The organism is Roseateles sp. So40a (assembly GCF_048081605.1).
GTDB lineage: Bacteria > Pseudomonadota > Gammaproteobacteria > Burkholderiales > Burkholderiaceae_C > Roseateles.
Genome location: NZ_CP182288.1, coordinates 5,685,976 through 5,698,414, shown reverse-complemented (window position 1 = coordinate 5,698,414; position 12,439 = coordinate 5,685,976). Strand labels below are relative to the sequence as shown.

At 69.1% G+C, this 12,439-nt stretch carries 8 protein-coding genes; 5 read left to right on the top strand and 3 right to left on the bottom strand.

Going from position 1 to position 12,439, the window contains the following annotated elements:
• Window positions 1–14 precede the first annotated feature (14 nt).
• Window positions 15–1,295 carry an FAD-dependent monooxygenase gene (locus ACNI65_RS25950; RefSeq protein ID WP_416760451.1) on the bottom strand — a complete coding sequence of 427 codons (1,281 nt, stop codon included), beginning with the start codon at window positions 1,293–1,295 and terminating at the stop codon, window positions 15–17.
• A gap of 51 nt (window positions 1,296–1,346) precedes the next feature.
• A complete protein-coding gene (locus ACNI65_RS25945) occupies window positions 1,347–3,134 on the bottom strand; it encodes an alkaline phosphatase D family protein (RefSeq protein ID WP_416760450.1) in 1,788 nt (595 codons plus the stop codon).
• A gap of 147 nt (window positions 3,135–3,281) precedes the next feature.
• Between ACNI65_RS25945 and ACNI65_RS25940 the strand changes: the two genes are divergently transcribed.
• From ACNI65_RS25940 to ACNI65_RS25920, 5 genes are all read left to right on the top strand, one after another.
• Entirely contained in the window at window positions 3,282–4,262 is a 981-nt protein-coding gene (locus tag ACNI65_RS25940; RefSeq protein WP_416760449.1) for a potassium channel beta subunit family protein, read from the top strand.
• Window positions 4,263–4,421: 159 nt separating this feature from the next.
• Complete coding sequence (locus tag ACNI65_RS25935; RefSeq protein ID WP_416760448.1) at window positions 4,422–7,652, top strand: two-component regulator propeller domain-containing protein; 3,231 nt, start codon at window positions 4,422–4,424, stop codon at window positions 7,650–7,652.
• A gap of 253 nt (window positions 7,653–7,905) precedes the next feature.
• Window positions 7,906–9,147: a cation:proton antiporter gene (locus ACNI65_RS25930; protein ID WP_416760447.1), complete on the top strand. Its 1,242-nt coding sequence runs from the start codon at window positions 7,906–7,908 to the stop codon at window positions 9,145–9,147.
• Window positions 9,144–10,280, top strand: coding sequence for a YbdK family carboxylate-amine ligase (locus ACNI65_RS25925; RefSeq protein ID WP_416760446.1), 1,137 nt, complete (start codon window positions 9,144–9,146; stop codon window positions 10,278–10,280). Before ACNI65_RS25930 ends, ACNI65_RS25925 begins: the two co-directional genes overlap by 4 nt.
• Before the next feature lie 226 nt (window positions 10,281–10,506).
• On the top strand, window positions 10,507–11,610 hold the full coding sequence (locus ACNI65_RS25920) for an Abi family protein (protein WP_416760445.1): 1,104 nt from the start codon (window positions 10,507–10,509) through the stop codon (window positions 11,608–11,610).
• Window positions 11,611–11,678: 68 nt separating this feature from the next.
• Here the strand turns inward: ACNI65_RS25920 and murU are convergent, their stop codons facing one another.
• The gene (gene murU / locus ACNI65_RS25915) at window positions 11,679–12,371 is read right to left on the bottom strand and encodes an N-acetylmuramate alpha-1-phosphate uridylyltransferase MurU (RefSeq protein ID WP_416760444.1); all 693 of its coding nucleotides are present in this window, start codon (window positions 12,369–12,371) and stop codon (window positions 11,679–11,681) included.
• Window positions 12,372–12,439: the final 68 nt, after the last annotated feature.

The following is a 12,439-nucleotide window of genomic DNA, read 5'->3' as shown; positions in this document are numbered from 1 at the left end:
GGAACAGCCCGCGCTCAGCGCCGGCCGAACATCATCTGGCCGGCCAGCGCGCGCTTGAGCGGCGGCAGCGCCTGCAGCGCCGCGAGCCCCAGCCCCCGCGCCGCCGGCAGGCCCGGCCATCGCCAGGCAAACGTGCGTGCGAGGAAATCCGTCGTCAGGATCGTCGCCCAGCGATCGGGCGCGCGCTGCCATTCCACGCGCCGCAACGCGGTGTCCACTTGCGGATCGCGACGCAAGGCCTCGACCAGCGCGAACGCATCGCGCAGGCCCAGGTTCAGGCCCTGGCCGGCCACCGGATGCAAGGTCTGCGCCGCGTTGCCGATGCGGATGCGGCGCCCCTCGACCAGCGTGCGCTCGGCGTTCAGGCCCAGCGGGAAACACTTCAGCGGACTGATCGCCTGCAGGCGGCCGACACGCTCGGGCAGTTGATGCTGGATCACGGTCAGCCGCTGCGCGTCGGTCAGGCCGGCGACCTCGTCCTCATCCTGGCCCTGGCACCACACCAGCGCGGCGCGGCGCTGGCCGTCACGATCGGGCAGCGGCAGCAGGGCGAGCGGGCCGCGCCGCGTGAAGCGCTCGTAGGCCACGCCCACGGGGCTGTCCGGCGACAGCGTCACCGTGCCCACCCAGGCGTTCTGCCGGTAATCGTGCGTGAGCGACTTGCGCGCCTGGTCGGAGAACACGCCGCCCTCGGCGACCACCGCGAGGTCGAAACGCTCGGCGATGCCCGCGTCGATCTCGACCTCATCGGGGCGATCCTGCTTGATCGCATCGACCGGCTGACCGAAGCGGCTGATCAGGCGATGGGGTTCCAGCGCGCTCGCCTGCTGCCACGCGGCCTGCAGCGGCGCGACCAGGTGTCCATAGGGCAACACCGCGCCGAGCTGCGGCACCGACTGCTCGGCGGCGGAGATGCGCACCTCCGGCTCGCCCGCCGGCCCGAAGAAGGGACTCGAGAGCGTGGGCGGCGCCTGGCTCACGTGGACCTCGCGGATCGCCTGCGCCTGCGACGCGGGCCACACGCGCAACCGCTGCAGCAGTTGCACGCTGCCCAGCGACAACGCGATCGTGCGGGGATCGCCGGAGACGTCGCGCTCCAGCGGGCGGGCGTCGAAGAGGCTGATCTGCGCCTGGGGCAGGTATCGGGCGGCGAGCAGTGCCAGCGCCAGGCCGGCCGGGCCCGCGCCGATCACGGCCAGCCGCAGCGGCGGAGCATGACCGTCGAAGGAGGCATCGAACGCGTCGGCGTCCGTCGGGGAGGCCGCGTGCGCGGAAGAGTCTGTTGGCTGGGACATGGCGTCGACCCGAAACTGCTGCGGCCGCGTCAGGCGGCCGATGGCGAAGGACTATAGCGCCAGCACCCGGCGCTGCCCCGCGCCCGGCAGCGTGCGCAGCGACTGTCCGACGCCGGCCGTGTACGTCCTGTCCAGGATGGTGCTGACGAAGACCCAGTCGCAGCGGCACTCGGCCGCCGTCGCGGTCACGACCATGAAGCCGCGCCGCGAGGTGTCCGCGTAGACCAGCGGCCCGATCAACTGCGTCAGGTTCGCGGCGAGCTGGGCCGGATCCTGATCCGTCAGCACCGCCTCGAAGCCGGGCGAGCTCACCGAGGAGGTCGCGAACTCCACACCGATCTGCCGGCCGGACGCGTCCAGCAGGTCGCTGGCCCAGGCGTTGTGCGTGTCGCCGGCCAGCACGACGAGGTTCTTGTCGTGCTGCCGCGCAGTGCCGAGCAGCGTTTCGCGCGCCACCGCGTAGCCGTCCCACGCGTCGAGGTTGTAGGGAATGCTGGGCGCGTTGAGGATGGCCAGCTCCTGCGCGGTCAGCGACGCCGGATTGCTCTGCGCCTTCGCCACGATCGCCGCGTACTGCGACACCGTCACGCCGCTGCCCGGCACGTTGACCTCCAGCAGGATCGGCGCGGGAATGTTCATGCGGCCCATCAGTACCTGCTGGCCCAGCAACTGCCAGGTCGCGCTCGAGGCCTGCATCCGCGACTGCAGCCACTGCGACTGCGTCGCGCCGAGCAAGGTGCGATCGGTGCGCGCCATGTCCGCCTGGAACTTCGCGCTATCCAGGCCGGATGCGGACTGGTAGTCGGCGTAGTCCAGCTGCTTGTCGCGCGCGATGACGCGGGTGTCGAGCATGTGCAGCGACAGCAGCGATCCGAAGTCGAAGCCGCGGTAGATCGTCAGCGGGTCGCTGCCGTCGCGCACCGGCAGCCATTCGTGCCACGCCTGCACGGCCGCGGCGCGGCGCGCGGCGTATTCGCCTTCGGTGCTGGGCTGGTGGTTCTGTGCGCCGTCCTTCCACGCGTCGTTGGCGACCTCGTGGTCGTCCCACACGGCGATCATCGGCAGCGCGGCATGCAGCCGCTGCAGGTCGGCATCGGACCGGTACTGCGCGTAGCGGCGGCGATAGTCGGCCAGCGCGATGATCTCCTTCTGCGGCTCGACCACGCGGCCCAGGGCCTGCGCGTTCGTGCTCGCGTACTGGCCGGGGCCGTATTCGTAGAGGTAGTCGCCCAGGTGCAGCGCGACGTCGTAGGCCTCGGCCTCGGCGCGCTTGGCGGCCTCGGCGTAGACGTTGAAGAAGCCCGTCGGATAGTTGGCGCAGGAGAACACCGCCAGCTTCACCTGCGCGACGTTGGCGTTGGCAGCGGGCAGTGTCTTCGCTCGGCCGGCGGAGGAGACCGCGGCGTAGGCCTTGAAGCGATACCAGTAGCGCGTGGCCGCGGCGAGTCCCATCGCGTCGACCTTCACGCAGAAGTCGCTGGCGGCGCGCGCGGTCGCGGTGCCGCTGGCGACGATCGCCGTGAAGCCGGCATCGCTGGCGACTTCCCACGTGACCGGCACATCGCGCGCATCGGCGCTGTCCGCCGCGAGCACGCGGGTCCACAGGATCACCCGGTCGGACAGCGGATCGCCGCTGGCCACCCCATGGCTGAAGACCACCGCGACCTGCGGCGCGTCATTGCCGCCGCCGTCTCCGCCGCAGCCCGCCAGCGGCAGGCCCGCGAGCGCGCCGGCCGCCAGCGCGCCGCGCACCAGATGGCGCCGCGTGTGGTCGATCGACTCGGCGGGGCCGGACTCGGCGTCCTTCTGGATCAGGTTCAACAGGGGTTTCTGGCTCATGGCGATCTCGCGGGTCGGAGGGGGCGCGCTGCAGTCTTGTCGTCAACGGTGACATCACGACGACAGCGAGGACGGGGGCATTCGGCATGCCGACCAGCACCCGTGCGCGGCATCCGCTACGCTGCGCGCCTCTTTGAGGAGAAACGCATGCAATACCGTCGACTGGGCCGCAGCGGCCTGCAGGTGTCCGAACTGTCCCTGGGCTCCTGGGTGACGTATCACAACCAGGTCGACACGGGTTCGGCCGTCGAGCTGATGGCCGCGGCGCGCGACGCCGGCGTGAACTTCTTCGACAACGCCGAGGCCTACGCGCTGGGCAAGAGCGAGGAGATCATGGGCCAGGTCCTCAAGCAGCTGGGCTGGGGCCGCCACACCTACGTCGTGTCCACGAAGTTCTACTGGGGCATCGACAAGTCGGGCACGACCGTCAACTACAAGGACACGCTCAACCGCAAGTACCTGATGCAGGCCATCGACGGCTCGCTCAAGCGCTTCGGGCTGGACGAGATCGACCTCGTCTACTGCCATCGTCCCGATCCGCACACGCCCATCGAGGAGACCGTGCGCGCGATGAGCGACATGATCACGCAGGGCAAGGCGCTGTACTGGGGCACCAGCGAGTGGAGCGCCGACGAGATCCGCGCCGCCTGGGAGATCGCCGAACGCCACCATCTGCACAAGCCGGTGATGGAGCAGCCGCAGTACCACCTGTTCCATCGCCAGCGCGTGGAGAAGGACTACGCCCGCCTGTACGAGGACATCGGCCTGGGCCTGACGACCTGGAGCCCGCTCGCGTCGGGTCTGCTGACGGGCAAGTACCGCCAGGGCATCCCCGAGGGCAGCCGCGGCGCGCTGGAGAGCATGTCCTGGCTGCGCGAGCAGCTGCAGGAACCGCAGCGCAACGCGGCGGTCGGCGAGCTGGCGACGATCGCGCAGGAGCTGGGCTGCTCGCTGGCGCAGCTGGCGATCGGGTGGATCAACCGCAACCCGCGTGTGTCCACGGTGATCCTCGGCGCGAGCAAGCTGTCGCAGCTGCAGGACAACCTCGGCGCGCTGGCGGTCACGCCCAAGCTGACGCCGGAGATCCTCGCCCGCATCGACGCGATCACGCTGCCGCTGGCCAAATAAGCCCCGGGTTTATCCGCAGACCGCCCGTCAGGCCCCTCATTGACGGGGCCTGCGTGTCGCGCCGGTGCCGCAATCCGGCACACCGGGCAGCTAGCATCCTCCGCGATGCTGCGACGACGTGCCCTTTCCCTGCTGCCGAGTCTGTGCACCGCCGTCGCCTTGACCCTGGTCATCGCGTCGGGCGGGGCCGCGGCGTTGCCCGAGCCCTCGCGCGCCGCCTCGGCACCGCTTCCAGCGTCTGAGGTCCCGCTCCTCGCCGAGCCCCGCTTCGAGACCGTCGGCATCGACGCGCCGGTCCCGCTGAATGTCATCTCCGCGCTCGCGCAGGATCGCGCCGGGTTCCTGTGGATCGGCACCGGCGCCGGTCTCGTGCGCTTCGACGGCTACCACTTCCGCCAGCCCGGCACGCCGCTGGAGAACGGCGTGCGCTCCGCCCGCAGCCTGGGCTTCATCCGCTGCCTGCTGGTCGCGCGCGACGGCCGCCTGTGGATCGGCACCGAGGCCGACGGCCTCGCCGCCTACGACCCGCAAAGCGAGAAGCTCTCGCTGTTCCGCTCCGACGCCAATCCGCAGCAGCCGCGCAGCGCCGTGTCCGCCGGCACGATCCGCGCGCTGGCCGAGGACCGCGACGGCGTGCTGTGGATCGGCACCATCGGCCACGGCCTGGACCGCTACGACCCGGTCGAGGGCCGCTTCCAGCACTTCCGTCATCAGGACGGGACGCCCGGCAGCCTGCCCGATGACCGCGTCCAGGCCCTGACCGTGGACCGCGAAGGCAGCCTGTGGGTCGGCACCTGGAAAGGGCTGTCGCGCAAGCGCGCGGGCTCCGACCGCTTCGAACCCGTCTTCTCCACGCCCGGCCAGCCCGGACTCGCCGGCAAGATCGTGCTGAGCCTGTTCGAGGCGCCCGATGGCCGCATCTGGGCCGGCACGCAGCAGGGCGACCTCGTGCTCGTCGACCCGAAGACCGGCCGCGGCCAGTTGCTCGAACGCACCGAGGACGCCGGCAACGGCTCGGTGAACAGCTTCGTCGCGCTGGACGACCGCCACCTCTGGCTGGGCCGCAACGGCGGCCTGGAACTGCGCGACGTCGCCAGCGGCGAGCTGTTGCGCGTGATGAAGCACGACCCGCTCAACCGGGGCAGCCTCGGCGGCAACGAGGTCCGCGCGCTGATGCGCGACCGCGCGGGCTGGATCTGGACCGGCGGCTACGGCGGCGGCCTGCAGCGCCACAACCCCGCCAACACCAGCACCTGGGTGCGCGGCCGCGACCCGGGCAAGCTGCCCCAGCTCATCGATCCGAGCACCCGCGCGATGGTGCAGCTGGACTCCGGCGAGATCTGGCTGGGCAGCAACGAGAGCGGCGTCACCGTGCTCGACGAGCAACTGCGCTCGATCGCCACGCTGCGGCCCGCCCCCGGTCAGCGCGGCGGACTGTCGGGCGGCCGCATCTCCAGCCTCGTCCAGATGAAGGACGGCACGATCTGGCTGGGCAGCGATGGCGGCCTGCACCATTACACGCGCGACCGGCAACTGCTCGGCGTGATCCAGGCCGGCACCGGCCGCGCGCGGCGGCTGCTCGCGGGCCGCGACGGCACCTTGTGGATCGGCACGCAGGACGGCCTCTTCAAGCTCCCGCCGGGCTCCGCGGCCACCGCCACGCCGACGCGGCTCCTGCAGGACGGCGGCCAGCCGCTCACCGGCGACGTCAACGCGCTGTCCGAGACCGAGGACGGCGGGCTGTGGGTCGGCACCGAGAAGGGCCTCTTCCGCCTGGAGGCCGGCGGCACCGAGCTCCTGCCCGCGCGGGCCCGGCCGGGCCGCGACATGAGCCACCACTCGATCGTCGGCCTGCTCGTGGATTCGCGTCAGCGCCTGTGGGTCGACACCGCCGCCGGGCTGCACCTGCTCACCCGCTGGGACGGCCGCGAGGCCGAGTTCGATCGGATCAGCGAGAAGCACGGCGTGCTCGGCCGCGCGTTCGGCGCGAACCTGCTCGAGGACGCCGAGGGGCGCATCTGGTCGCAGAGCTTCGTCTACGACCCGGCCAAGGACAGCTACTACGAGCTGACCAACGCGGACGGCGTGGACATCGGCACCGGCTGGTTCCGCGCCTACCTGAAGACGCGCGACGGCCGGCTGCTGTTCGGCGGCAGCAAGGGCGTGCTCGTCGTGACGCCGGAGCGTTTCGAGGCCTGGGCGTATCAGCCGGCGCTCGTCGCCACCGAGCTGCGCGTGGACGGCCAGCGCCTGGCCGCGGGCAAGCTCCCGCGCGACGGCCTGACGCTGGACGCGAGCAACCGCAGCTTCAGCATCGAGTTCGCGGCGCTCGACTTCAGCGAGCCCGAGCGCAACCGCTACACGTATCAACTCGAGGGCTTCGATCCGGAGTGGATCAGCACCGGCGCGGACCTGCGCGTGGCGGTCTACACCAACCTCGACCCCGGCCAATACCGGCTCCGGGTGCGCGGCACCAACCGCAACGGCGTGTGGAGCCCGCTGGAGCTCAGCATCCCCGTGCGCGTGATGCCGGACTGGTGGCAGACCTGGTGGGCGCGCACGCTGGGCAGCGCGGCGGTGATCGCGCTGGTCTACGCGCTGGTGGCGCTGCGGACCGCGTACCTGCGCCGCTCGCAGCTGGCGCTGGAGATCAAGGTGCGCGCGCGCACCGCAGAGCTGGAACGGCTGTCGGGCGACCTGCAGGCCAAGACCGCGGCGCTGGAGGAATCCAGCCTGTCCGATCCGCTCACCGGCTTGCGCAACCGGCGCTTCCTCACGCAGCACATCGAGGCGGACGTGGCGCTCGCGGTGCGCCGCCATGAGCAGGCGCTCGCGCCGGCCGATGATGCCGACCTCATCTTCTTCCTGCTGGACCTGGACCACTTCAAGGCGCTCAACGACCGGCTCGGCCACGCCGCCGGCGACGCGGTGCTGCAGCAGATGCGCGAGCGCCTCACCGCCGTGTTCCGCGAGGCGGACTATCTCGTGCGCTGGGGCGGCGAGGAATTCCTGATCGTGGCGCGCGACACCTCGCGCCGGTTCGCGGCCGAGCTGGCCGAACGCGCGCGGCGGCAGGTCAGCGGCGCGCCCTTCGACCTGGGCGAGGGCCGGCAGGTTGACGTGACCTGCTCGGTGGGCTTCGCGGCGTTCCCGCTGTCGCCAGCGCATCCGCGCGCGCTGGACTGGGCCGCCACCGTCGCGCTGGCCGACGAGGCGCTCTACGCGGTCAAGCGCGCGGGACGCAACGGGTGGGAGGGCGTGACCGGCACGCAGGACCCCGGGGGCGCATTGCGCCGTGACAACGGCCAATCAATGGCAGACTGGCTGGCGAGCGGCGACCTGACGGTCGTGCGCTCTTCGCCGCCGGCCGATCCCGCCGGCAAGTCCTGACCCTGACGGCCTCAGGCGCGCGTTCCCCGGCACGGTGGACCCGCCGATTGCCGAGCGTGTGACGAGAGCGGCATGAGCGCGGCAAACAGCGCTCCTGCCGAGTGCCGATGACCGGCAATCGGTAAAGCCGACAAGTAAAGGCTGCCAGCGCCTGTCCGTGGCTTGCACGCAAGTCACGGGATTGGGCCGATGATCGGGGGCATCCCCGGCCGGACTGGCCGCCGTCCACGAATCGAGGAGAACCTTCGTTTTGATGAACGACCTTGCGAACTTCCTGCAGTTCAGCACCTGGCCGCCGCGCCCGGATTGGCTGTTCTGGGCCTCGCTGACCATGGTGGCCGCCGGCGTGCTCGGCGAATTCGTCAACCGCCGACTCGGACTGCCGCGTGTGGTCGGCTACAGCGTGGTGGGCATGGTGCTGGCCGCGCTGGGCCACGGCATCTTCGCCAACGGCGCGCTGGACGTGCGGCTGCGGCTGGTGGTGGATCTCGCGCTGGCGCTGCTGCTGTTCGAGATGGGCTCTCGCGTGAACCTGCGCTGGCTGCGCAGCAACAAGGCGCTGCTGGGCGCGAGCGCGGCCGAGGCGCTTGCTTCGTTCGTGGTCGTCGGCTACGGGCTGACGCTGCTGGGCGTGAGCCCCCTGGTGTCGTTCAGCTGCGCGATCCTGACGATCGCCTCCAGCGCGGCTGTCGTCGGGCGCGTGGGCGCGGAGCTGCGCGCGGCGGGTCAGGTCAGCGAGCGCATGCTGGCGTTGACGGCGCTGAACACGATCTACGGCGTGCTCGCGCACAAGCTGCTGCTGGGCTGGTTGGCGCTGGACCAGAAGGGCGACTGGCTCGAGGCCGTCGCGCAGCCGCTGTACGCGTTCATCGGCTCGATCATCGTGGCGGCGCTGCTGGCGCGGCTGACCGCCAACCTGATGCGCCGCCTGGACCTGCGCAACGAGAACTCCGTGCTGATGCTGCTGGGGCTGGTGCTGGTGGCGCTGAGCGTGGCGCGGGTGCTGAACCTGTCGACGCTGCTGGTGCCGCTGCTGGCCGGGATGATCCTGCGCAACACGACCGAGCGTCCCTGGGTCTGGCCGCGCCACTTCGGCACGGCCGGTGGCGTGCTGGTGCTGATGCTGTTCGTGGCGGTCGGTTCCGCGTGGACGCTGCAGGCGCTGGCGACGGGCGCGGTGCTGGCGCTGGCGCTGCTGCTGCTGCGACTGCTGGCCAAGGCGCTGGCGCTGACCGGCATGGCCCGGCTGAGCGGCATCGACGCGCGCCAGGGCATCGCGCTGGCGGTGTGCCTGAGCCCGGTGTCGGGCACGATGCTGGTGCTGTTCAGCGAGGTGCAACTGCATCACCCGCCGGTCGCCGCGATGCTGGCGCCGGTCGTGTTGTCCACGATCGCGCTGATGGAGCTGGTCGGACCGATCGCCGTGCAATGGGGCTTGCGCCTGGCCGGCGAGCATCACCCTGAAACGCCTGTGAAGGAGGCTGCGAAGCGATGAGCCTCGAACCGTTTGCCATCTCGAAACCGTTGACGATGGGCGTGGAGCTGGAGCTCCAGATCGTCAACCGCCACGACTACGACCTGATGCCGGGGTCCAAGGATCTGCTGCGCGTGATGAAGGGCGAGACCGTGCCCGGCGATGTCACGCCGGAGATCACCGACAGCATGATCGAGCTCTGCACCAACGTGTGCACGAACTACGAGCAGGTGCTGGAGCAGCTGACGATCACGCGCGACGCGCTGGTGCGCAGCGCCGACAAGCTCAACCTGGGCCTGTCGGGCGGGGGCACGCACCCGTACCAGCACTGGAGCAAGCAGCGCATCTTCGACAAGCCGCGTTTCCAGGAGATCTCGTCGCTGTACGGCTACCTGAGCAAGCAGTTCACGGTGTTCGGGCAGCACGTGCACATCGGCTGCGAGGGCCCGGACCATGCGCTGCGGCTGCTGCATGGGCTGTCGCGATTCATCCCGCACCTGATCGCGTTGTCGGCGTCTTCGCCCTACGTGCAGGGCAATGACACGGGCTTCCATTCGGCGCGGCTGAACTCGGTGTTCGCGTTCCCGTTGTCGGGGCGCGCGCCGTTCGTGCTGACCTGGGACGACTTCCTGGTGTTCTTCGAGAAGATGACGCACACGGGCGTCGTGAAGAGCATGAAGGACTTCTATTGGGACATCCGGCCCAAGCCCGAGTACGGGACGATCGAGGTGCGCGTGCTCGACACGCCGCTGACGATCGAGAAGGCGTCGGCGCTGGCGGCGCTGATCCAGTGCCTGGCGCGGTGGATCTCGCACGATCAGCCGTTCGCGCTGCACGAGGACGATTACCTGCCCTACACGTTCAACCGTTTCCAGGCCTGCCGGTTCGGGCTGGACGGAACCTTCGTCGATCCCAAGAGCGGCGAGCACCGCAGCCTGCGCGAGGACCTCAACGTGACCTTGCATGCGCTGGAGCCGCACGCGGTGGCGCTGAAGGCGGAGCCCGCGCTGCGCTATGTCCGCGAGGAGATGCGCTGGCAGGGCAACGACGCGACGTGGGCGCGCGGCGTGGTCGAGCGCGAGCAGCTGCTCAACGAGCTCGTGCGGCAGCAGTGCGAGCGCTGGGCCGGGCGGCCGGTGGCGACGGCGCGGTGAGCGCTGTTCGTGGCGACAGGCACATGCCCCTTCGCCGTGGCGAACCTGCGAATGGCGTGGATGCGCTGGCATCCGGTGAACTGAAAGATCTGGCGCGTCGACGCCACAGTGCTTCGCTGCACACACGCCATTTCTAACTCGCAGCTGATCTGCGTCAACTGCGGCTTGGACACGGCCCTTTGATCTGCTTTCGAACAGCCCATCGTGCGAAGGTGTCAGGTCTTGCATGATGGGTGTCTCTCGTGATGGTCAGGCTTTGCGGCTGGACTCGTCTCTGGGGATGCGATGCCGATCCGGACTTGCGACGACCAATGGCATCGCGTTAGACTTCGCCGCAACACACCCGCCACACGTCCTGGTTTTCGGCCAGGGTTCTGCGAAAGCAGACGTGCAAAAGGCGGGTTTTCTATTTGGTGGGCAGCGCGTGTCCCAGCAGAAGGTGTCCTATCTGAAGAAGGCCTCTTCACCGGAGGTGTTGCTCCAGAAGCTTGAGGACCGAGGCTTGGTCGTCAGCAAGTGCACAAAGCGGATAGCACTCGACTTTTTGCGCGGTGTCGGAGCGTACCGGCTGAAGGGCTATTGGCATCACCTCGTCGATGCGAGTTCGCAGCGCTTTCCATCCGGCTCATCGTTTGGTCAGATCATTGATCGCTGTGAATTTGACCGAGAGTTGCGAGCGGCGACTGCGGCCGCGATCGATCGACTAGAGGTTGCGATTCGCACCGCTATTGCAGATGCGCTCAGCCTGAAGCACTCGCCACACTGGTTCTTGCTGCCCGGCATCTTCAAGCCCACTCGCGATTGGGGTATGGGCCATCTCATCCGCAAGATCGAGGAGGAGGTCCGGCGAGCAGAGGGAAAGCGGTTTGTCGAACACTACTTGGCGAAGTACGACGAGCCGTACCTTCCGCCAAGTTGGGCTGTTGCGGAGTGCGTGAGTTTTGGACTGTGGTCGCGTACCTACTCGATCCTTCGCGACGTCAACGACAAGAAGGCCATTTCCAGGCGCTTTGCGATCGACGAACCCGACGTCTTCAAGTCCTGGATCCACAGCTTGACCGTCGTGCGGAATCTGGCGGCGCATCATGGTCAGATCCTTCGCGTGAAGCTGGGTGTCGCTCCCGCGAACTACAAGAAGGCGGGCATCAAGTTCCGCGATCAGAAGAGCTTCTTCGCGACCGCCACTGTGATTCAGTACCTGCTCCGTCAGACTCGCCTGCCCAATACGTGGGTGGAAGACCTCGAGGCGATCTTCTCGAAGTACCCGTCCGTGTCGTCATCGGAACTGGGATTCCCGGCGACTTGGCGATCGGAGCCGGGATGGTCGTAGGTTCGATGCGATCGGCGCTTCGCCCACCGCTTTGAGATCGCAAATTGCGATCTCAAACCGACGAGGCCTCAACCGATGGCGTTCAACTCAGCCAACTGCTCCGGCGCCCCCACATTCGCCCACGGCCCGGTGTAGAGCTCGGCCGTCACGGCGCGCGCGGCGATCGCGCGGTCCAGGCTGAAGCGGATGCGCTGATGCTCTCCCGGCGTCACGCCATCGAAGAACGCGCGCTTGTACAGCCCGATGTTGCTGTAGACCTCCAGGTCGCCGTCAATCGTCGCGAAGCCCTCGGCATCGATGCCGAAGTCGCCCGTCGGATGCCGCGGCTGCTTGGGCACGAACCACAGATGCGCCAGCAGAGGACTCGCCACGAAGGCCGCGGCGGTCGCCGGATCGAAGACGAATTCGGGGATGAAGATGTCCGCCGAGACCGCCCAGAAGGCCTCGTCGCCATCGGCGCACAACAGGTCCAGCGCCGTGGCGATGCCACCGCCCGTCTCCAGCGTGCGGCCGTAGCGCTCGCCTTCATGGCTGTAATGCAGCCGCACGCCGAAGCGCGCGCCATCGCCGAGCGTGGCCTCGAATTGCTCGTGCAGCCAGGCGGTGTTGATGACGATGTCGCGGATGCCGGCGCGGGCGAAGGCCTCGATGTGCCACTCGATCAGCGGCTTGCCGCGCACCTTCAGCAAGGGCTTGGGCGTGTGGTCGGTCAGCGGCCGCATGCGCTCGCCGCGCCCGGCCGCGAGGATCATGGCTCGCATCGAAAACCCAGAAATTTGAGCCCCGCAGTTTAGCGATCGACTCTAGTGGTCCGCCGCGAATCCGATTC

Excerpts from the sequence above, each read along its gene's own strand:
- ACNI65_RS25950 (WP_416760451.1), bottom strand. The coding sequence starts at position 1,295 with ATGTCCCAGCCAACAGACTCTTCCGCGCACGCGGCCTCCCCGACGGAC.
- ACNI65_RS25945 (WP_416760450.1), bottom strand. The coding sequence starts at position 3,134 with ATGAGCCAGAAACCCCTGTTGAACCTGATCCAGAAGGACGCCGAGTCC.
- ACNI65_RS25940 (WP_416760449.1), top strand. The coding sequence starts at position 3,282 with ATGCAATACCGTCGACTGGGCCGCAGCGGCCTGCAGGTGTCCGAACTG.
- ACNI65_RS25930 (WP_416760447.1), top strand. The coding sequence starts at position 7,906 with ATGAACGACCTTGCGAACTTCCTGCAGTTCAGCACCTGGCCGCCGCGC.
- ACNI65_RS25925 (WP_416760446.1), top strand. The coding sequence starts at position 9,144 with ATGAGCCTCGAACCGTTTGCCATCTCGAAACCGTTGACGATGGGCGTG.
- ACNI65_RS25920 (WP_416760445.1), top strand. The coding sequence starts at position 10,507 with ATGATGGGTGTCTCTCGTGATGGTCAGGCTTTGCGGCTGGACTCGTCT.
- murU (WP_416760444.1), bottom strand. The coding sequence starts at position 12,371 with ATGCGAGCCATGATCCTCGCGGCCGGGCGCGGCGAGCGCATGCGGCCG.